Consider the following 19338-nt stretch of genomic DNA (forward strand, 5'->3'; position numbering starts at 1 on the left):
CGACGCGTGCCGGGTCCGAGAACGCGTGTGCGTTCCGGCCTGGAGGCGCGGGGCGGGGCCGCCACGCGCCTCCAGTCCGGAGCGGGGTAGCGTCCGGAGCATGGTGACGGTGTCGCGGACGACGGTCGCGGTGGTCGGTGGCGGCCCCGCAGGGGTCGTGCTCGGGCTGCTGCTCGCCCGCGCCGGCGTCGACGTGCGTGTGCTCGAGCGGCACGACGACTTCAACCGGGACTTCCGGGGCGACACGGTGCACGCCTCGACCATCCGGCTGCTCGACGAACTCGGCCTCGGAGCACCGTTCCGGGCGCTGCCGCAGTCACGCCTCGACGACTTCTCGCTGCCGATGCCGGACGGCTCACGGCTGCTGCTCGGTGACTTCTCGCGTCTCGCACCGCCGTACGACCACGTGGCGATGGTGCCGCAGTGGGACCTGCTCGACCTGCTCGTGACCGCCGCCCGTCGGGAACCGTCGTTCGGCATCTCGATGGGCCTCGCCGCGACCGGGCTCATCGAGGAGAACGGTGTCGTGACCGGGGTCCACCTGCGGCCGCGGGACGGGACCGGCGAACCCGAGGAACTCCGCGCGGACGTCGTGATCGCCTGCGACGGGCGGAACTCGGTGCTGCGTCGCGCCGCCGGCCTCGTGCCACGAGCGTTCCGGGTGCCGTTCGACACCTGGTGGTTCCGGTTGCCCCGGCACCCCGGGGACGCGGCGAGCGCCCTCACCCCCGCGTTCTCGGACCGGGACGTGCTGCTGAGCTTCCCGCGGCCGGACTACCACCAGGTCGCGTACTTCGCGCCGAAGGGCTCTGACGCGGCCCTGCGCGCAGCGGGGGTGACGGCCTTCCGGTCCCGTGTGGCGCGACTCCGACCGGACTTCGCGGACCGGGTCGACGCGATCGCCTCGATGGACGACGTGCACGTGCTCGACGTCCGGATGGACCGCCTGCGCCGGTGGTGGCGCCCGGGGCTGCTCTGCATCGGGGACGCCGCGCACGCGATGTCGCCCGCTGGTGGGGTCGGCATCAACCTCGCGGTGCAGGACGCGGTGGCGACCGCGACGATCCTGGTGCCGGCGCTCCGACGGGGGCTCCGCGGTGACGGCCTCGACCGGGCGCTCGCAGCCGTCCAGCGTCGCCGGACCCCGCCCGCAGCCCTGGTGCAGGCCGCGCAGGCGGTGCTGCACCGGGTCGTGTTCGAGCGGGCCTTCGCCGGGCACCTGCAGGACGGTCCGCCGCTGCTCCCCGTGTTGCTCGCGCGCTGGGTCCCGCCGGTCCGGGGCCTCTACGCCCGCGGCATCGCGTTCGGCCCGCTGCCGGAACACGCGCCGTCGTGGGCTCGTCGGTGACGGGGGCTCGTGGCGCGTCGGTGCGGGAACTGGGCGTCGGCGTCGGGGGCGGGCGCATGCTGGGCCGATGAAGCAACGAGTCATCGGAGACGTGTCCGTCAGTGCCATCGGTCTGGGCGGGATGCCCATGTCGATCGAGGGCCGACCGGACGAGCGTCAGTCCATCGCCACGATCCACGCAGCGCTCGAGAACGGTGTCACGCTCATCGACACCGCCGACGCCTACCACCTGGGCGGCCACGACGAGGTGGGGCACAACGAGGAGCTCATCGCGCGGGCCGTCCGGGAGTTCCACGACGACACCTCGGACGTCCTCATCGCGACGAAGGGCGGACACCTGCGCCCCGAAGCCGGCAACTGGGCGCAGAACGGGCACCCGGAGTACCTGAAGGAGGCGGCGAAGGCCTCGGCGAAGCGGCTCGGCGTCGAGCAGATCGGCCTGTACCAGTTCCACCGCCCCGACCCGGCGGTGCCGTACGCCGACTCGATCGGGGCGCTCGCCGAGCTGCTCGACGAGGGCGTCATCCGGATGGCGGGCATCTCGAACGCCGACCCGGATCAGATCCGCACCGCGAACGAGGTGCTCGGCGGACGCCTGGCGTCGGTGCAGAACCAGTACTCGCCGAAGTTCCGGTCGAGTGAGCCGGAACTCGAGCTGTGCGACGAGCTCGGCATCGCGTTCCTGCCGTGGAGCCCCCTCGGTGGCATCGGGAGCGCGGCGGACCTCGGCACGGCGTTCGAGGACTTCGCGTACATCGCCCGCGACCGTGGGGTCACCCCGCAGGTCATCGCCCTGGCGTGGGAGCTGCAGAAGAGCGACGTCGTCGTGCCGATCCCCGGTGCGTCGCGGCCGCAGTCGATCCTGAACTCGATCACGGCGCCGACCGTGCGGCTGCGGCCGGAGGACGTCGCACGCCTCGACGCCTCGCAGCCCGCGGCCGTCTGACGCCCGTTCCCCCGACGGGGGAAGCACGTCGCCCCGCCGCTCCTGGTCCAGGAGCGGCGGGGCGTCGTCGTGCGTGGCAGGGAGTGCGCCCGCTCAGCTCTTGGCGGGGCAGACCGCCGAGACCTGGTCGAGCGTGGTCTGCACCTCGGACTGGGCCTTCGTGACCTCGGTGGAGTCCTCGGCCGCGCCGGAGCGGATGGCCGAGCTGTAGCCCTTGGCCGCGCCGGAGAAGTCCTCGAACGTGTCGTGCACCTGGTCGTTCGAGACCTTCGTCAGCGCCGAGTCGATGCGCTGGACGAACTCGTCGACGAGCGCCGCACGGGCCTTCGGCTCGGCAGGGGCAGAGCTGGAACCCTGCTCCTTGAGGAACGACGCGAGTTCGTTCTCGAGCAGCGAGCAGGCTTCCTGCTTGGTCTGGGCGGGTGCCGCGGCGGCGGTCTTCGAGGCCGACGGGGCGCTGGACGAGCCCGAGTCACCCCCGGAAGAGCCGCCGTCGGACGAACCGCCGTCGCCGCCCGAGCAGCCGGCGAGCAGCGTGAGCGCGAGGCCGGCGGTGGCGAGCGCGGTGAGGGTGCGGCGCATCAGGAGTTGCACTCCTTCTGGAACGCGTTGCCGGCGTCCTGCACCTTGGTGCTGGACTTCGTCAGGGCCGAGACGTCAGCCGACTGCGGGTCGTCGGCGATGTCCTCGATGTCGTCGACCAGGTCGCCGTACGCCTCTTCGAAGGCGTCGCCCTTGGCCTTCAGGTCGTCGTCCGACAGGTCGTCGACGCCGTCGGAGATCTTCTCGTCGAGCTCCTTGAGCTTCGTGACGGCGGCGTCCGGGTCGGACTGCAGGTTCGCGGCCTCGGACTGGACGCCCTGGGCGGCGGACTTGACGGTCTTCTCGAACTGCGTGCACTGCTCGGCCTTGGACGGCCCGGTCGAGCAACCGGCGAGCAGCGTGAGCGCGAGGCCGGCGGTGGCCAGCGCGATGAGCTTCTTGGGCATGGTGGAGAGTCCCCCTCGATCTGTCCGCACTCCCCCGGATGAGGTGCAGATCCGTCATCGAGCGTACAGGGAACATCCACAGGGAGACCGGCCGGGTTGTGGGCGATCGGCACCCGGCCGGAGGCGAGTGGCGCGTACCGTCGAGGGCATGCGAGCCATCACGTTCGACGACGCTTCCATGTCCGTCACCGACCTGCCCGACCCGGAACCCGGTGCGGGCGAGGTCCTGATCGAGGTCGCCGCGGCCGGCGTCAACAACGCCGACCTGCAGCAGCGCGCGGGGAACTACCCGCCGCCGCCCGGGGCGTCGGAGCTCCTCGGGCTCGAGGTCTCCGGCACGGTGCGGGCCGTCGGTGCGGGCGTCACGACCGTGGCGGTGGGCGACCGGGTGTGCGCACTGCTCTCCGGCGGCGGGTACGCGGCACTCGTGGTCGCGCCGGTCACCCAGGTGCTGCCGGTCCCCGAGGGCGTCGACCTGGTCGAGGCGGCCGGGCTGCCCGAGGCCGCCTGCACCGTCCATTCCAACATCGGCATGCTCGCCGGGCTCCGACCGGGGCAGACGCTCCTGGTCCACGGCGGTACGGGCGGCATGGGCTCACACGCGGTGCTGTGGGCCAAGGCCCTCGGTGCGACGGTGATCGCGACGAGCGGCGGCGACCGCAAGGTCGCCGCGTCCCGTGACCTCGGCGCCGACCTGGTGGTCGACCACCGCACGGAGGACTTCGTGGAACGCGTCATGGCGTTCACCGACGGTGTCGGCGTCGACGTGGTGCTCGACGTCGTCGGTCCGTCCTACCTGGAGCGGAACCTGCAGGCCCTCGCCCCGAACGGGCACATCGCGGTCATCGCCTCGGGCAGCGGCCGCACCGCCGAGCTCGACTTCGGGGTGCTGATGCGGAAGCGCGCGACGATCAGCGGCACGACCCTGCGCGCGCGGCCGCTCGCTGAGAAGGCCGCCATCGTCGAGGCGGTCCGCTACAACGTCTGGCCGCTGGTCGCCGCCGGCCGGGTGCGCCCGGTCATCGACTCGGTGCTGCCCCTGGCCGAGGTCGAGGAGGCCCACCGCCGCGTGCGCGACGGCGAGGTGATCGGCAAGGTGCTGCTGACGCCCTAGGCGTGCACGCGGGCGAGGAATTCGACGAGCGCCGGGTGCTGCGGGTGGTCGAGGACGTCGGCGGGGGAACCCTGCTCGACGACCTCGCCGCGGTGCAGGAACACGATCCGGTCGGCGACGTTCCGCGCGAAGTGCATCTCGTGCGTCGTCATCAGGATCGTCGAACCCTGCCGCTTCAGCTCGGTGACCAGGTCGAGCACCTCGCCGACGAGCTGCGGGTCGAGGGCGCTCGTGACCTCGTCGAGCAGCAGGAGTTCCGGGTCCGACGCGATCGCCCGGACGATCGCGACGCGCTGCTGCTGCCCACCGGACAGGCGGTCGGGGTACGCATCGGCGAACGAAGCGAGGCCGATCCGGTCGAGCAGCCGGCGCGCGGTGTCCTCGGCCTGGGCCCGTCCGATGCCGTGCACCTGGCGGGAGGCGAGCGTGACGTTGTCGAGCACGCTCATGTGCGGGAACAGGTTGAACTGCTGGAACACCACGCCGATGCGCGCTCGCACGGCGTCGACGGCGACGCGCGGGTCGGCGATGTCCGTGCCCTGCAGCAGGATCTCGCCGTCGTCGATGCCCTCGAGCAGGTTGACCGTCTTGAGCAGCGTCGACTTGCCGGAGCCCGAGGCCCCGATGACGCAGATGACCTGGTGGCGGTGGACCGTCAGGTCGATCCCGCGCAGGACCTCGTGCTCGCCGAAGGCCTTGCGCAACCCGCGCAGTTCGAGGACCGCGGCGTCCGTGCCGGACGCACCACGGGCCTCCAGGCCGGCCTCGCTCATACGGTCCCTCCGATCTGCTCGCGCCGCTGCTGGCGACGCGCGATCGCGTCCGTGACGCGGATCAGCGGCAGGCTGATCACCACGAACAGCAGCCCGGCGACGAAGTACGGCGTGAAGTTGTAGGTCTCGGCCTGCGCGATCTGGGCGGAGCGGACCGCGTCGACGGCCCCGAGGATCGACACCAGACCGACGTCCTTCTGCATCGACACGAAGTCGTTCATGAGCGCCGGGGTGACCTTGCGGATCGCCTGCGGCAGCACCACGAGCCGCAGCGTCTTGGCGTGCGAGAGTCCGAGCGACCGGGCGGCCAGGCGCTGGGAGGGGTGCACGGCCTCCATGCCGGCCCGGAGCACCTCGGCGATGTACGACGAGTAGGTCAGGGTGATCGCGATCGTGCCCCAGACCTCGGCGGGGAGCCGCGGGAACACCCCGAGCCCGGGGATGCCGTAGCCGACCAGGTAGAGCACGATGATGAGCGGCAGACCGCGGAACAGGTCCGTGTAGCCGGTCGCGAGCATCCGCAGCGGGAAGAACACCGGGTTGCGCAGGCCGCGGACGACCGCGAGCAGCGTGCCGAACACGGCGACGCCGATGGCGCTGAAGAACAGGATCCGGACGTTCAGCCAGAGGCCCAGCAGGATGTCCGGGAACGTGTCGACCGCGGTCTGCGGGTCGAAGAACGACTGCTGCACCGCCGCCCAGCCGGGGGTGTTCACGACGCCGAAGTACACGACGGCGAGCACGACCAGGGTGGAGACGACCGACACCACGACCGAGCGACGGCCACGCTGGCGGCGGTAGAGCCGACGCTCGAGCTCGACCTGGCTCGGCGCGGGTGCGGCGACCGGGGTGCCGGCCCCTGCTGGCAGGGTCATCCGGTTACTTCAGGACCGGCGTGCCGGTCTCCGACGACAGCCACTTGGTCTGCAGGTCCTGCAGGGTGCCGTCGTCGTCGAGGGTCTTCAGGGCCTTGTCGACCTTGCTCGTCAGCTCCGAGTCCTTCGGCAGGACGAAGCCGAACTGGTCGCCCTTGCCGTCGTCGGGGAACTGTGCGGACACGGTGCCGTCGTCGACCTGGGCCGAGGCCATGTAGAACGCCGTCGGCAGGTCGGTGACGATCGCGTCGATCTGCCCGGACTTGAGTGCGAGCACGGCGTCGTCGTTGGAGTTGAACACCTGCGGCGTGACCCCGAGGACGTCCTTGACGCTCGCGATGCTCGTCGAACCGGTCGCGACGCCGATCGCGTCCTGCTTGAGGGCAGCGATCGTGGTGTCGCCGGCGGCCTTCGACCCGGAGGTCGTCACGACCGCCTGGGTCGTCGTGTAGTAGGCGCTCGACATGTCGACGGCCTTCTTGCGCTTCGCGTCGATCGAGAACTGCTGGACGTTGAGGTCCCAGTCCTTCGGGCCCGGCGCGATGGCGCTGTCGAAGGTGCTGCGCTTCCACACGACGTCGGACTTGCTGTAGCCCATCTCCTTCGCGACCGCGTAGGCCACGGCGGACTCGAAGCCCTTGCCGGACTGCGGCTTGTTGTCCTCGACCCAGGGCGAGTACGCCGGGTCACCGGTGGCGATCGTGAGCTTGCCGTCGGTCACGGTGCCGTCGGCGTTGCTGCTGCCCCCGGCGGAGCAGGCCGACAGGGCGAGGGCGGCGACCGCGGCGGTGGCGACGGCGAGGGTGAAGCGGAGGTGACGGGTCACGGTCGGGCCTTCGTGCGAGGGGGGTGGGGGCAGGTCGAAGTGTACTTCGCAGTGGGATACCAACGCGACTCCGGGCGGCCCTGGCGACCTGGTCTCGTGTCACACACCAGTCGACGGGTCGGGACCGGGCTGGTAATCTGGCGACGCAGGCTGAACCGGGCGCATGCTCGGCTGAGGTCTGAGATCAAGGGGCGTCCCAGCACGGGGCGCCCCCTTTCTGTTTCCAGACGCCCCCGAACGCCGTCACGGCCAGACGACGACGGCGTCGCGCCGTGCGTTCGTCACCTCGGTGCGCCAGACGGGTCGCAGCTCGTCCCACATCGTCTCGTCGCAGACGCTGCCGGTCTTCGTGCCGGGCGCCTGGAACCGCCTGAACCCTGCGTACGCGACCAGGTCGGCCGCCTGGACGAAGTACGACGACCCCGAGTCACGAGGGACCGGATCCTCGACGAGCAGCGGCGCACTGACGCGAGAACCGCCCGGCGCGAAGCTGTGCCGACGGAAGCGCCGGTGGATAGCGCGGACCGTCGCGTCGTCGCCCGCGTCGTGCACCAGGATGATCGGCTTGCCGGATTGCTCGGACCGGATCCGCAGACGCTGGAGCAGGTAGGTCCACGCTCGGTCCTCGGGCCGGTAGTCCATCGGCCGGGCTTCCTTGTCGATCACCACCGCGAAGACCCCCGATGCCACGACGGTCAGCGCACCGAGCGACCTCCGGAACACGTCACGCCGCTGGCCGTCTCCGAGCCCGAGGTCACGCAGGTCTCCTCGCCCACGCAGCAGCACGTTCGCCTTGAGCTCATGGCGCAGGAGGATGCCGTAGGTGTCACGGATCTCACGACGGACCCCAGTCAGCCAGTCGAGCCGATCGGTCCAGTCACCGCCCGGGACGAGCACGCACCCCAGTGTGTAGGTACGAGTCGCGCCCGGAGACGCAGCCGGGTCACCCTTGTCTCCGGTCTCGTCCACGTACGCGAACTCGAACGGCGCGTCGAGCGCCGCGCGAGCGAGGGCAGGGACGCGACCGGACTCCATCCAGCCAACATACCAATGTGGTACGTCAGTCGGCCATCGTGAAGTCGTCGAACGAGAAGCCCGGCGACACCAGGCAGCTCAGCAGCACCTCGCCGTCGCCCGGGATCGTCCGCTGCCACACCCCGCCGCGCACGAACGCCTGCGCATCGTTCACCCGGTCGCGCCCGGCGTCCGGGCCGAGGGTGATCGTCGCACCGGGCTCGGGGACGTCACCGTCACCGCCGAGCTGCAGGTCGACGGTGTCCGGCCCGTGCCACATCCAGATCTCGTCGCTCGTGACCCGGTGCCAGGCGGAGGCCTCGCCCGGGGGCAGCAGGAAGTGGATCAGGGTGGCGGCCGGACGGTCCCCCGCGGGGGTGGTGACCGTCGCCGGCGAGGTCCAGGTGCGGACGTACCAGCCACCCTCGGGGTGCGGTTCCATGCCGAGGGCGATCGCGCGCTTCGGCACGTCGAGCCACTCGATGAGCTCACCGGTGACGGTTCGGCGTGCGGCCATCCCGGGGCGGGGTGCGGACTCGGTCATCGTTCCTCCTGGTGCGGTGTGGGGACGTCCATGTGCGGGGAAGCCGGTTCGGTGACGACGCCCGCCGCGGCGCGGACCACGCCACGGATCACGGTGGCGGCCGCCCGCCCGGCGCCGTCCTCGACGAGCTCGGCGAGCGCGTCCGGCACGGTCCGGGCATCGACGTCGAAGACCGCCAGGTCGGCGCGCGCCCCGACGGCGAGGTGCCCGATGCGGTCCGGCCCGACGGCGAGGCCCATCGCGTGCGCACCACCGAGGGTCGCCGCCGCGAGCAGCCGCTCGTGCAGGTCACGGTGCCCGTAGCCCTGGGCACGAGCGATGCGGTGGAGCGCGGTGACGTCGGCCATCAGGTCGAGGGACGGCGACGACGACAGGGAGTCGGTGCCGATCGCGATCGGGCTGCCCTCGCGCAGGTAGTCGGCGACGGGCGGCGGGTCGAGGCCGATGACGGCGTTGGAGCGGGGGCACAGCGCCACCGCGGTGCCACGGGCACGCAGGAGCGCCCGGTCGGCGGCGGTCATGTACACCCCGTGGGCGATGTGGCAGTCCGGACCGAGCACGCCGAGGCGGTCGACGAACGCGGTGGCACTCGCGCCGAAGCCCAGGGCTCGCAGCGCCCGGAACGAGGGCACGTTCGCCAGGTGCCAGTCGTTCCCGTGGCCGACGCCGTCGACCCCGTCGAGCCCGGGGACCGGACCGAGGGCGGTGCGCTCCCCCTCGAACGCCGCTTCACCGAGGTGCAGGTGCAGTCGCAGACCGCGCTGCCGCACGATGTCGGGGAGCTCGAGCAGCGGGGCAACCTCGAGCGAGTACGGCGCGTGCGGGGACAGGCCGGCTCCGGGCGTCATGGGGATCCGGTCGAGTTCGTCGAGCACCTGGTCGCGACCGTGCGACTGCCAGGCGTCGTTCTCCCAGTCCATCACCTCCCAGTACGCGATGCCGCCGAGGCCGGCGTCCTGCAGAGCGGTCGAGGCCTCGATGTCGGTGACGATGTCCGCGATGCTCGTGACGCCGGCCAGGATCGACGCCCGTGCACCGTCCGCGGCTTCGGCCCGCCAGTCGTGCGGTTCGGCGTAGTCGACGTTGAACGCTGCGGCCCAGTCCTCGAATCCGCTGTACTGCTCTCGGCCGACACTGGCCATGCCGGTGTACTGGAGGTGCGAGTGCGCGTTCACGAGTCCGGGCAGGAGCGCCCCCCGCCACTGCCGCTCGGTGAAGGTCGCGCCGGACCCGGTGAGCTGGTCGATGACCCACGACCGGTCTCCGACGTGCAGGATCCGGCCGTCCTGCACGGCGACCGAACCGTCCGCGATCGGTGGTGCGGTCATCGGGACGACGACGCGCGCCGAGTGCACCGTGACCGGCTGCTGTCGGGCGCTCACGACGGGGCTCCGAAACGGTGCGTCCGGACGTCCGGCTCGCGGTCCGCCGGGTGTTCAGGGGGAAGGCCGGGAGGCCCGACGTGCGTTCCGAACGCGGCGAGCGCCGTGCGGGCGGTCACGTCGTCGACCGCGGGGTCGATCGGCACGACGGCACGCTCCAGCTCGTCGCCGCGCTCCAGGAGCATCCGGACGGCGCCGAGCTGCACGGCGAACGACAGGTCCATGATCTCGACCGGGTTGCCCTCGGCCGCGGTGATGTTGATGCAGCCACCGTCGTCGAGCACGATCGGCCCACCGTCGGACCCGGGGAACACGAACCGCTCGGCCTTCGGGCCCACGTTCCGTCGCTCGGCCCCGGCGGCGAGCGCGTCGTCGACGGCGATCTCCTGGTCGACCCCACCGGCGACGGCGAGGACCGCACCGTCCGCGCAGGCACGGAGCACCTCGAGGTCGATCGTGTCCGGCACCCCGGTGGCGCTCATCACGAGGTCGGCGTCGCGCACCGCCTCGACGAGCGGGGCCACGGCGTACCCGGCGAACCGCGCCTGCAGGGCGCGGACCGGGTTGGTCTCGGCGACCGTCACCCGGAACCCGAGGGCGGTGAGCACCAGGGCGACCCCCTCGCCGACGTGCCCGAACCCGGCGACGACCGCCGCGCCTCCCGGCATCACCCGGTGCGTGCCGGACGCGAGCCCGTCGACCAGGTCGAGCACCGCGAACACCGTCGACTGCCCGGTGCCGTACCGGTTGTCGAAGAACGTCTTGGTGCGGGCGTCGTTCACCGCGATCACGGGGATGCCGAGCTCGCCTCGCGCCGCGAGTACACGCAGGGGCCGCAGGCCGCTCGTGGTCTCCTCGGCGGCGCCGAGCATCGTCGGCAGCAGGTCGGGGCGTTCCTGGTGGGCGAGCCGGATGACGTGCGAGCCGTCGTCGAGCAGGATGTGCGGCGCGGTGTCGAGCATCGCGAGGGCCAGCTGCTTCTGCTCCGGAAGCGTCGCCGTGCTGCTGGCGAACACCGTCAGGCCGGCGGACCGCAGTGCCTCGGCGACGGCGTCGTCGGTCTCGTCGGCGTGGGCGTAGACGACGACCTCGGCGCCGGCGTCACGGAGGAGCAGGCTCAGTACCGCCGTCTTGGGCTCGAGGAACATCGCGACGCCGATGCGGGTGCCGCGCAGGAGTCCACCGTCGCGGAGTTCCGCGGCGACCGACCGGGCGACCGGCATGGAACGCCGTGCCCAGCGCAGGCGGGCGTCCGCTGCGGGGTCGTCCTCGGGGTCGCGGCCGGTGGACACCAGGAAGACGTCGTCGGAGAGCATCGGGACGGCGAGGACGCCGGGGCGGGCGGGCGTGACAGGGCCGAAGGCGTCCTCGTCGACGGCGGGCAGGTACCGGCCGGCGTCGATGACGATCAGGGTCGCCCCGCGCGGGCGGTCGGCGGCCTGCTCGACCGCGGGGGTCGATTCCTCGGGCGTGCCGAGACACCAGAGCTGGTCGACCAGGTCGGACGGGTGCTGCCGGGGCTGCCCGGACTGCTGGTGCGGCCGGTGCGGCCGCTCGTGCGGCTGCTCGGCCTCGTGCGGCTGCTCGGCCTCGCTCGCGCCGAGGGCGGTCAGCAGGCGCCGGAGTGCGTCGGCGTCACGGGGGTCGCCGCCGACGATGCGGAACCGGCGTGCGGCGTCGAGCAGGTTGGTCGCTGCGGCGAAGCGCCGGACGGCCGCCGAGGCCCATGCGAGCGTCTCGGCGTCGGGTGCTGGCGGCATGTGCCAATCGTAGGGCGACCGGCGGTGGCGACCGGGCTCATCGCAGGTGGCCGGGGCCGGGCGTCGTACCCCAGCCCTCGGGTGCCGGCTCGGCCGGGGTCCGCCCGCGGTGGTGGCGGAGCACACCGACGAGCACGGCCACCCCGATCAGGCTCACGATCGCGAGCCCGATCACGTAGACGGTCGTCACGATCCCGCCGACCGCCGCGGGGACCATGCCGTACTGCGCGGCCGAGAACGGGACCCCGGACACGACGAACGCGATCAACGTCGCGATGGTGCCGTTCGCGTCCCACAGCCCGTGCAGCACCGAGACCACCACGTACGCGACGATCGGCGGCCACGACCAGTGGAAACGGGCACGCCCGGTGGCCGCACCGAAGAGCACCGCACCGAGGATCGCGGTCCAGAGCACGTGCCCGACCGGCGCCAGCACCGCGCGGACCACCTCGGTCTGCAGCAGCGACGCCAGGTCGATCCCCCGGGCCGTGATCGCCGCGTTGAAGGCGTAGCCGGCGGACTCGAACGCGGCGAACCCGGCACCGATCGTCGCGCCGAGCAGCGCACCCTGCCTCGCCGTCTTCGGGCGGACGCGCCACCCCACGACGACGAGCAGGACGCCCTTCACGAACTCCTCGACGAAACCGACGACCAGGTACAGGCCGGCGCCCTGCTCCAGGTCGGCTTCGAGCAGGGACGCCCCGAGCACGCCGAGGATCCCGCCGACGAAGAACGCGGTCACCAGCTGCATCGTGCTGACCGTCCCCGTGACGCGCTCGATCACGAACAGCACGACGGTGAACGGCACGAGGAAGCTGCCGAGCAGGATGATCGTCGGCACGAGGTTCGTGTTCTGCGTCGAGACCGTGACGACGATCGTGACGACCCACAGCACGAAGCCGACGAGCAGGGTCTTCCACCACCAGCCGTGCCGGTGGTGCGGGTGCGCGACGGGGGTGTCCCAGGACAGGCTCATGGGCACATCGTGCTCCGGCGGGGGCGAGGAGCGTCACGGGAATGTCCGGGACCGCGCCGACGTACTCTCTGCACATGAGCGAAGCGACGACTGCCCCCGACCGCGTGACCATGTTCGGCGCCGACTGGTGCCGCGACTGCCGTCGGTCCAAGGCACTGCTCGACACCCTCGGCGTGGACTACGAGTACGTCGACGTGGAGCAGGACCTGTCCGCTGCGGACCGCGCCGAGGCGATCAGCGGCCGGAAGAACATCCCCGTCGTGGTGCTGCCGAACGGCAAGCACTTCGTCGAGCCGTCGGACGCCGAGCTGCGGGCCGAGCTCGAGGCTTCCGGCGTCGTCTGAGCGGCGCCGGCCGTCGCGGCGGCACCGACGACACCGACGCCCCCGGGCGGACATCGGATGAATCGGGCATCATGAGCGCGTGATCATCGACGCTCACCACCACCTCTGGGACCCCGCCGACCGGCCGTACCCCTGGATGGGCGACTCGGTCTCCCCGCTCCGCCGCCGGTTCGACGTGGAGGACCTCCGCGCCGCGGCCCGGAGCACCGACGTCGCCCGGACGATCGTCGTGCAGGCCGTGCACGATCCCGGCGAGACCGCGTGGCTCCTCGAGCAGCCCGAACCGGTCGTCGGGGTCGTCGGCTGGGTGGACCTGACCGCCCCGGACGTCGTCGACCGGGTCGCCGCCCTCATCGCGGGACCCGGTGGCGACCGACTGGCCGGCAACCGCCTCGTCGGCAACCGCCTCGTCGGCATCCGGCACCAGGCGCAGGACGAACCGGACCCGGACTGGCTCGCCCGGCCCGAGGTCGTCCGCGGGGTCCGTGCGGTGGCCGCCGCCGGTCTGGTGTTCGACGTGCTCGTCCGAGCGCGTGAGCACCGCGCTGCCCTCGCGCTGCTCGACGCCGTGCCCGAGGGATCGTTCGTCCTCGACCACGCCGGCAAACCCGACATCGCGGGCGGGGACCCCGGGTGGGCGGCCCGGATCGACGACTTCGCCGCACGGCCGAACGTGGCCTGCAAGGTGTCCGGACTGTTCACCGAGGCCGGACCGGAGTGGCGACGGCAGCCCGTCGACCGGTACGTCCGTGCGGTGGTCGAGCGGTTCGGCCCGGAGCGGTCGCTGTTCGGGTCGGACTGGCCAGTCTCGACGCTCGCCACGACCTACGACGACGTGGTGCGGCGGACCACCGACGCGCTGGCCGACCTGACCCCGGACGAACGGCAGTCGGTGCTGAGCGGGACGGCGGAGCGCACGTACCTGCATGGGAGGACCCTCAGCACCCGCGACCTTGTCGGCAACCCGGCGCAGACATAGGATGTCTCTGGTTGCGCCGGTGCAGCCGGAGAGCGAGGAACGATGCAGTTCGCACGACTCGGCCCCGCGGGCGGCGAGATCCCCGTCGCGGTCGACACCGACGGCGAGGTCCTCGACCTCCGCCCGATCACGACCGACAACGGCGGGGCCTTCCTGGCGTCCGACCCGGTCGCCCGCGTCCGGCACGCGCGCAGCGCCGGGGACCTCCGAGCGCTGCCCTACGCCGAGAGCCTCCGCCGCGGTGCACCGGTGGCCCGCCCCGGCAAGGTCGTCTGCATCGGCCTGAACTACCGCGACCACGCCGCCGAGACCGGCGCCGAGATCCCGACCGAGCCGATCGTGTTCATGAAGGACCCGATGACGGTGATCGGCCCGGACGACGAGGTCCTGATCCCCCGCGGCAGTGAGAAGACCGACTGGGAGATCGAACTCGCCGTCGTCATCGGGCAGACCGCCCGCTACTGCGACTCCGACGAGGCCGCGAGCGCCTGCATCGCCGGCTACGCCATCGCCAACGACGTCTCCGAACGGGCATTCCAGCTCGAGCGCGGCGGGCAGTGGGACAAGGGGAAGTCCTGCGAGACGTTCAACCCGCTCGGCCCGTGGCTGGTCACCCCCGACCAGGTCGACCCGGCGGCGCTCGCACTCCGGCTCACCGTCAACGGCGAGGTGCGGCAGGACGGCACCACCGCCGACATGATCTTCCGACCCGTCGAGATCGTCCGGTACCTGTCGCAGTTCATGGTGCTGTACCCGGGCGACGTCATCAGCACCGGCACCCCGGCCGGGGTCGCCCTGGCCGGACACGCGCCGTACCTGCAGCCCGGCGACGTGGTCGAGCTCACCGCCGACGGGCTCGGCTCCCAGCGCCAGACAGTGGGAGCAGCCTGATGACCGACACCACCGACCAGACCGGCACGACCGGGACGCCCGGCACCCACGCGGGGCTCCGCGCGATCGTCACCGGCGGCGCCTCCGGCATCGGCGCGGCCATCGCGACCGCACTGCAGGAGCGCGGCGCAGCGGTCGCCGTGCTCGACCTGCAACCGTCCGCCGCCGACGGACTCGTCTCCGTCACCTGCGACGTGTCGTCCGACGAGTCCGTCCGTGCCGCCGTCGCGTCGGCCGTCGACCAGCTCGGCGGTCTCGACGTGCTCGTCAACAACGCCGGCATCGGCGCCCAGGGGACGGTCGAGGACAACACCGACGACGAGTGGCGCCGCGTGTACGAGGTCAACGTACTCGGCGCCGTGCGCCTGTCCCGCGCCGCACTCCCCCACCTCCGAGCGTCGGACAGCGCGAGCATCGTCAACACGTGCTCCGTCGCGGCCACGGCCGGACTGCCCCAGCGGGCGCTCTACTCCGCCACGAAGGGGGCGATCTCCGCGCTCACCCGCGCGATGGCCGCCGACCACGTCCGCGAGGGCATCCGCGTCAACGCCGTCAACCCGGGCACCGCGGACACCCCGTGGATCGCGCGACTCCTGTCGTCCGCGGACGACCCGGCCGCCGAACGCGCCGCGCTCGAGGCACGCCAGCCGCACGGACGCCTGGTGCAGGCGGCGGAGGTCGCCGAGGCGGTCGCCTACCTGACGAGCCCGCTCGCCCGGTCGACGACGGGCGTCGAGCTGGCGGTCGACGGCGGGATGCAGGCACTCCGGCTGCGGCCGGCCTGATGGTCGTCCCGCGGCTCCGCCGCACCGGCCTGGAGGCCCGTCCCGGGTATCGTCGGGACGTCCCGTCGCGCACGCGGCCGGGTCCACAGGAGGTGGTGACGTGGCGTCGTTGACCGACGATGCGATCGCACGCATCCAGCAGATGATCGTTAGCGGTGAGCTCCAACCCGGCCAGCGCCTCCCGCCCGAGAAGGAACTGAGCGAGTCGCTCGGACTGTCCCGCAACAGCCTCCGTGAAGCGGTGAAGGCGCTCGAACTGATCCGCGTGCTCGACGTCCGACGGGGCGACGGCACCTACGTGACGTCGCTCGAACCGGGCGTCCTGCTCGAGGCGGTGTCGTTCGTCGTCGACATGCACCACGACCGGTCGCTCGTCGACCTGCTCGAGGTGCGCCGCATCCTGGAACCGGCGTCCGCCGTCCTGGCGACGGCCCGCGCCACGGAGCAGCAGATCGACGAGCTCGCGACCCTGATGCAGTCCGTCGGCGAGGACACCGGCGTCGAGGACCTCGTCGCCCACGACCTGCTGTTCCACTCGACCATCGCGGGCATCGGCGGCAACCAGTACCTGTCCGGGCTGCTCGACGCGCTGTCGAGCAAGACGGTGCGGGTGCGGGTGTGGCGCGGACTGACGCAGAACGGGTCGGTGCAGCGCACGCTCGACGAGCACGCGGCCATCGTCGACGCCATCCGGCGCCGGGATCCGCAGCTCGTACAGGCCCTCGTGGTGTCCCACGTCGAGGGTGTCGAGCGCTGGTTGCGGCGCTCCCTGGACTGAACCCGAGACAGATTGAACGCATCCTACGTCGATGGCAAGGGCTCAACGAAGCTCACTTCGGCTCCCTACGCCCCCTGGCCTTGCGCAGCGCCACACGTCGATTCTCGCCGCTCCCACGCCGCACTCGATTGCGAGCGTCAATCTCGATATGATCGCCCTCCAAAAGACACGCAGAGAGGCGCCCGTCTTGACCGAATACACGTTCCAAGAGCTTTCCCCTCATGACTTCGAGAGGCTCGTCGCCGACCTGATGGCAAAGAGGTGGGGCCAGCCTACGGAAACGTTTCCGGCAGGAAAAGATGGCGGCATCGACGTTCGACTCCTCTCAGCGGGAGGTAATCGGTACGTCCAGTGCAAGCACTCCCCGGGAAAACTACATGGAGACATTTCCGCAGCGCTGGAAAAGGAAGCAGCGAAGATTTCAGGTAAGGATCTTCGCGAGTATTGGCTAGCAACCAGCGCAAAAATAACGAACGAAGCGAAGGCAAAAATTGCTATCACGTTCGCTAAGCAGAAGTTAACACCCGAACACATCCTTGGCGTCAACGATCTAAATGCAGCCATTCGCAATGCGCCCAAAATTGAGCAAGCGCACACCAAATTGTACCTCTCAAGCCTCGTTGTCTTGAACAGAATCCTCAATAATGCCGATGTATCGAAACAGCGGATCAAGTTTCAAGAAATCCTAGACGATCGCAGTCTCTTCGTGGAACACCACGCTTACGCTGCAATACGAAAAATGCTGGACGAGAAGCATGCGGTGATCATTAGCGGTGCTCCTGGCGTCGGAAAATCCACCGTAGCAAACATGATCGGAGTGCGGTTCCTCGACGAAGAGTGGGAAGTTTGGCTTGTCGACTCAGCCGAAACCATATACCGGAACCACAGAGAAGACGCAAAGCAACTTTTCATCTACGACGACTTCTTGGGACAGACTTCCCTAACGGAGAAGCTCGGCCGCAATGAAGATAGCGAGCTTTCGCGCCTCATTGCCAACTTCAAGAAGTCAGATAATCATCGACTCATCTTGACCACTCGCGAGTACATATTCGCGCAAGCAACCCAAACATATTCCCGACTGAGTTCCCGCCAGTTCGATCACAGCAAGTTCATGGTGGAAGTGAAAAGTTATTCACTCTTCGAACGAGCCCTCATACTTTACAATCACATCCACTATTCATCGCTTCCCAACGAGGCGCGATTGCGCGTTGCCGAATCCCGGGTCCACCTTCGCATTCTGAATCACCAGAACTATAATCCGCGAATGCTTCGAATGCTCGTCGAGGGGGCCGAGACGTCACGAGTCGGTTCGAATATCGACCAATACATCATAAATGGACTCGACAAACCTCACGAGCTGTGGCAAGAGGTAATTGAGGTTCACCTCTCCGGGTTCGCAAGGGATCTACTCGAGATCATGGCGACACTTCCGCCGGAGATCAGTGACGACGATCTCTTTGACGCAGCGATGCGGTATGAACCCTATAAAAGCAGCTCCATCGACCCACACAATTTCCACCGATCGATCGATGTCCTCGAAAAGGTGTTTGTGAAATCGCGCTCGGGTGGCGCCCGCTTGCACCTTTCCCTAACCAATCCCACCGTCCGAGATTTTCTTGCCGAACGCATAGTCGCAAACCCGCAGGGCTTCCGACGTCATCTCCAAGCAACACAAAGCGTCTCGGGCATCAACGCAATGCTCGGGTGGATGGATTCTCGAGACTTGGTCGGGGCGCTCAGCTGGGACGAAATGAGCTCAAACCAGCGCGCCGGGGCATTTGAAGCCGTAAAATCCTCCGTCGATCACCTTCTGGATGTGATCCAGGCATCCTGTTCGTCTTATGTGCCTTCTCCGCACCGTGTACTCGGCTTCGTTCCGACCGGCCCCCTCGGAACGCTAAATCTTCTGATCAACGTTGCGCTACAAGAGTCTGCGCTATCCGCGACTGTCGCCGAAGCGACAACTGCGCGTATCGATGTCCTCGTTCCAGATTCAAAAGCGAATGTCCGAGAAGTCATAGGAATATTCAAGAGAGCAGCCTCCCTTTTGACTCATGATCAAAAGACCACGTGGGCGACTACTGTTCTTGGGGAGGTCGGTTCATCCAAGGAGCCAGAGTTCTCGAAGGCTTTCGCTCGCTTTGAGGTTGCTGCTCTTCTTGGGGAAGCGGTAATCGAACGCCAGGAGGTGGTCGATCGGTTGGGGGCGCTACTATCCGGTGCTGTTTCGTCCGGAGATCCTGACGACGGTTGGGAAGCAATTAACGCCGCAGAGCAGACCAAGCAGCGGATTGAGATGCCTGAGGAGATGTCCGAGATGTACGACCAGCTTATGGAGATGCATTGGGAGCCGGATTACGATGACGATGATTACGAGGGAGGAGCCGAAGCCCCATTCGATGGGGGTGCGGACGAAGTTGGTAGTTTGTTCGCGTCGCTCTGACTCGGCGCGGAACGCGCACCAGCGATCGAACTTTTCCTGAGCTTTCCTTGCAATATTGCTGCGTATCGCCAAACACGAGTGAGCAATACGGTCGTCGCTCCGACACCGCCAACGGCTCACGTCGGGGGTGTCGAGCGCTGGTTGCGGCGCTCCCTCGACTGAACCCGACAATCCTCCCAGGAACCTCGGAGTTGTGTCGGTCCTCGGCCCTGACTCCGGCAACCATGCCGCGGCAACCGCACCCACGAGGAGGACACCGTGCTCGGTCTCATCATCAGCTTGATCATCATCGGACTCATCGCCGGCGCTCTCGCCCGGCTCATCATCCCCGGCAAGCAGAACATCGGCATCCTCATGACGATCGTCCTGGGCATCGTCGGCTCGTTCGTCGGCGGGTTCCTCGGCTACCTGATCTTCAACCACGACGGGAACGACGGCTTCTTCCAGCCCGCCGGCATCATCGGCTCGATCATCGGCGCCATCATCGTGCTGTTCATCTACACGCGCGTCGCCGGCCGCGGTTCGCGCCGCTAGGCACCACGCTGCCGGTCCGACCGGCGCACCACCGAAG

20 protein-coding genes are annotated in these 19338 nt (G+C 69.6%); 10 read left to right on the forward strand and 10 right to left on the reverse strand.

What is annotated here, in order from left to right:
* Positions 1 to 100: 100 nt before the first annotated feature.
* A complete protein-coding gene (locus tag DEJ29_RS15410; RefSeq protein ID WP_111095327.1) occupies positions 101 to 1348 on the forward strand; it encodes an FAD-dependent oxidoreductase in 1248 nt (415 codons plus the stop codon).
* 67 nt (positions 1349 to 1415) lie between these two features.
* On the forward strand, positions 1416 to 2294 hold the full coding sequence (locus DEJ29_RS15415; protein WP_071244093.1) for an aldo/keto reductase: 879 nt from the start codon (positions 1416 to 1418) through the stop codon (positions 2292 to 2294).
* Positions 2295 to 2387: 93 nt separating this feature from the next.
* Here DEJ29_RS15415 and DEJ29_RS15420 read toward each other — a convergent pair whose 3' ends face one another.
* Positions 2388 to 2876, reverse strand: a complete 489-nt coding sequence (locus DEJ29_RS15420; RefSeq protein ID WP_111089059.1) for a hypothetical protein — start codon at positions 2874 to 2876, stop codon at positions 2388 to 2390.
* Positions 2876 to 3283 carry a hypothetical protein gene (locus tag DEJ29_RS15425; protein WP_071404030.1) on the reverse strand — a complete coding sequence of 136 codons (408 nt, stop codon included), beginning with the start codon at positions 3281 to 3283 and terminating at the stop codon, positions 2876 to 2878. Before DEJ29_RS15425 ends, DEJ29_RS15420 begins: the two co-directional genes overlap by 1 nt.
* Positions 3284 to 3431: 148 nt before the next feature.
* On the opposite strand from DEJ29_RS15425, the gene DEJ29_RS15430 reads away from it, so the two are divergent.
* The gene (locus DEJ29_RS15430) at positions 3432 to 4397 is read left to right on the forward strand and encodes an NAD(P)H-quinone oxidoreductase (protein ID WP_111095326.1); all 966 of its coding nucleotides are present in this window, start codon (positions 3432 to 3434) and stop codon (positions 4395 to 4397) included.
* Here DEJ29_RS15430 and DEJ29_RS15435 read toward each other — a convergent pair.
* From DEJ29_RS15435 to DEJ29_RS15470, 8 genes are all read right to left on the reverse strand, one after another.
* A complete protein-coding gene (locus DEJ29_RS15435) occupies positions 4394 to 5170 on the reverse strand; it encodes an amino acid ABC transporter ATP-binding protein (protein ID WP_071404032.1) in 777 nt (258 codons plus the stop codon). The two genes, DEJ29_RS15430 and DEJ29_RS15435, sit on opposite strands and share 4 nt — an antisense overlap.
* Positions 5167 to 6045: an amino acid ABC transporter permease gene (locus DEJ29_RS15440; protein ID WP_071404033.1), complete on the reverse strand. Its 879-nt coding sequence runs from the start codon at positions 6043 to 6045 to the stop codon at positions 5167 to 5169. Before DEJ29_RS15440 ends, DEJ29_RS15435 begins: the two co-directional genes overlap by 4 nt.
* A gap of 4 nt (positions 6046 to 6049) precedes the next feature.
* On the reverse strand, positions 6050 to 6871 hold the full coding sequence (locus tag DEJ29_RS15445; RefSeq protein ID WP_111095325.1) for an ABC transporter substrate-binding protein: 822 nt from the start codon (positions 6869 to 6871) through the stop codon (positions 6050 to 6052).
* A 243-nt stretch (positions 6872 to 7114) separates the two neighbouring features.
* Positions 7115 to 7906 (reverse strand): DUF3800 domain-containing protein, encoded by a 792-nt coding sequence (locus DEJ29_RS15450; protein ID WP_071404035.1) that lies wholly within the window; start codon positions 7904 to 7906, stop codon positions 7115 to 7117.
* A 25-nt stretch (positions 7907 to 7931) separates the two neighbouring features.
* Positions 7932 to 8429, reverse strand: a complete 498-nt coding sequence (locus DEJ29_RS15455; RefSeq protein ID WP_258375970.1) for a cupin domain-containing protein — start codon at positions 8427 to 8429, stop codon at positions 7932 to 7934.
* Entirely contained in the window at positions 8426 to 9811 is a 1386-nt protein-coding gene (locus DEJ29_RS15460) for an amidohydrolase family protein (protein WP_220037346.1), read from the reverse strand. The genes DEJ29_RS15455 and DEJ29_RS15460 overlap by 4 nt, the downstream gene beginning before the upstream one ends.
* Positions 9808 to 11571: an adenosylhomocysteinase gene (locus tag DEJ29_RS15465; protein ID WP_111095324.1), complete on the reverse strand. Its 1764-nt coding sequence runs from the start codon at positions 11569 to 11571 to the stop codon at positions 9808 to 9810. Before DEJ29_RS15465 ends, DEJ29_RS15460 begins: the two co-directional genes overlap by 4 nt.
* A 37-nt stretch (positions 11572 to 11608) precedes the next feature.
* Complete coding sequence (locus DEJ29_RS15470) at positions 11609 to 12547, reverse strand: PrsW family intramembrane metalloprotease (RefSeq protein ID WP_111095323.1); 939 nt, start codon at positions 12545 to 12547, stop codon at positions 11609 to 11611.
* 74 nt (positions 12548 to 12621) lie between these two features.
* On the opposite strand from DEJ29_RS15470, the gene DEJ29_RS15475 reads away from it, so the two are divergent.
* From DEJ29_RS15475 to DEJ29_RS15505, 7 genes are all read left to right on the forward strand, one after another.
* Complete coding sequence (locus DEJ29_RS15475) at positions 12622 to 12891, forward strand: glutaredoxin family protein (protein ID WP_110893618.1); 270 nt, start codon at positions 12622 to 12624, stop codon at positions 12889 to 12891.
* A 79-nt stretch (positions 12892 to 12970) separates the two neighbouring features.
* Entirely contained in the window at positions 12971 to 13870 is a 900-nt protein-coding gene (locus DEJ29_RS15480) for an amidohydrolase family protein (RefSeq protein ID WP_220037345.1), read from the forward strand.
* Positions 13871 to 13912: 42 nt separating this feature from the next.
* The gene (locus DEJ29_RS15485; RefSeq protein WP_111095321.1) at positions 13913 to 14761 is read left to right on the forward strand and encodes a fumarylacetoacetate hydrolase family protein; all 849 of its coding nucleotides are present in this window, start codon (positions 13913 to 13915) and stop codon (positions 14759 to 14761) included.
* On the forward strand, positions 14761 to 15546 hold the full coding sequence (locus DEJ29_RS15490) for an SDR family NAD(P)-dependent oxidoreductase (protein ID WP_111095320.1): 786 nt from the start codon (positions 14761 to 14763) through the stop codon (positions 15544 to 15546). Before DEJ29_RS15485 ends, DEJ29_RS15490 begins: the two co-directional genes overlap by 1 nt.
* A gap of 100 nt (positions 15547 to 15646) precedes the next feature.
* The gene (locus DEJ29_RS15495) at positions 15647 to 16324 is read left to right on the forward strand and encodes a FadR/GntR family transcriptional regulator (RefSeq protein WP_110862381.1); all 678 of its coding nucleotides are present in this window, start codon (positions 15647 to 15649) and stop codon (positions 16322 to 16324) included.
* A gap of 187 nt (positions 16325 to 16511) precedes the next feature.
* Entirely contained in the window at positions 16512 to 18767 is a 2256-nt protein-coding gene (locus tag DEJ29_RS15500) for an nSTAND3 domain-containing NTPase (RefSeq protein WP_181438223.1), read from the forward strand.
* A 258-nt stretch (positions 18768 to 19025) separates the two neighbouring features.
* Entirely contained in the window at positions 19026 to 19301 is a 276-nt protein-coding gene (locus DEJ29_RS15505; RefSeq protein WP_110865416.1) for a GlsB/YeaQ/YmgE family stress response membrane protein, read from the forward strand.
* Positions 19302 to 19338: the final 37 nt, after the last annotated feature.

Origin of the sequence: Curtobacterium sp. MCPF17_021 (genome assembly GCF_003234605.2) — a bacterium.
GTDB classification, from domain to species: Bacteria; Actinomycetota; Actinomycetes; order Actinomycetales; family Microbacteriaceae; genus Curtobacterium; species Curtobacterium flaccumfaciens.

Coding starts and splice junctions, on each gene's coding strand:
- DEJ29_RS15410 (WP_111095327.1), top strand. CDS start 101: ATGGTGACGGTGTCGCGGACGACGGTCGCGGTGGTCGGTGGCGGCCCC.
- DEJ29_RS15415 (WP_071244093.1), top strand. CDS start 1,416: ATGAAGCAACGAGTCATCGGAGACGTGTCCGTCAGTGCCATCGGTCTG.
- DEJ29_RS15420 (WP_111089059.1), bottom strand. CDS start 2,876: ATGCGCCGCACCCTCACCGCGCTCGCCACCGCCGGCCTCGCGCTCACG.
- DEJ29_RS15425 (WP_071404030.1), bottom strand. CDS start 3,283: ATGCCCAAGAAGCTCATCGCGCTGGCCACCGCCGGCCTCGCGCTCACG.
- DEJ29_RS15430 (WP_111095326.1), top strand. CDS start 3,432: ATGCGAGCCATCACGTTCGACGACGCTTCCATGTCCGTCACCGACCTG.
- DEJ29_RS15435 (WP_071404032.1), bottom strand. CDS start 5,170: ATGAGCGAGGCCGGCCTGGAGGCCCGTGGTGCGTCCGGCACGGACGCC.
- DEJ29_RS15440 (WP_071404033.1), bottom strand. CDS start 6,045: ATGACCCTGCCAGCAGGGGCCGGCACCCCGGTCGCCGCACCCGCGCCG.
- DEJ29_RS15450 (WP_071404035.1), bottom strand. CDS start 7,906: ATGGAGTCCGGTCGCGTCCCTGCCCTCGCTCGCGCGGCGCTCGACGCG.
- DEJ29_RS15455 (WP_258375970.1), bottom strand. CDS start 8,429: ATGACCGAGTCCGCACCCCGCCCCGGGATGGCCGCACGCCGAACCGTC.
- DEJ29_RS15465 (WP_111095324.1), bottom strand. CDS start 11,571: ATGCCGCCAGCACCCGACGCCGAGACGCTCGCATGGGCCTCGGCGGCC.
- DEJ29_RS15470 (WP_111095323.1), bottom strand. CDS start 12,547: ATGAGCCTGTCCTGGGACACCCCCGTCGCGCACCCGCACCACCGGCAC.
- DEJ29_RS15475 (WP_110893618.1), top strand. CDS start 12,622: ATGAGCGAAGCGACGACTGCCCCCGACCGCGTGACCATGTTCGGCGCC.
- DEJ29_RS15485 (WP_111095321.1), top strand. CDS start 13,913: ATGCAGTTCGCACGACTCGGCCCCGCGGGCGGCGAGATCCCCGTCGCG.
- DEJ29_RS15490 (WP_111095320.1), top strand. CDS start 14,761: ATGACCGACACCACCGACCAGACCGGCACGACCGGGACGCCCGGCACC.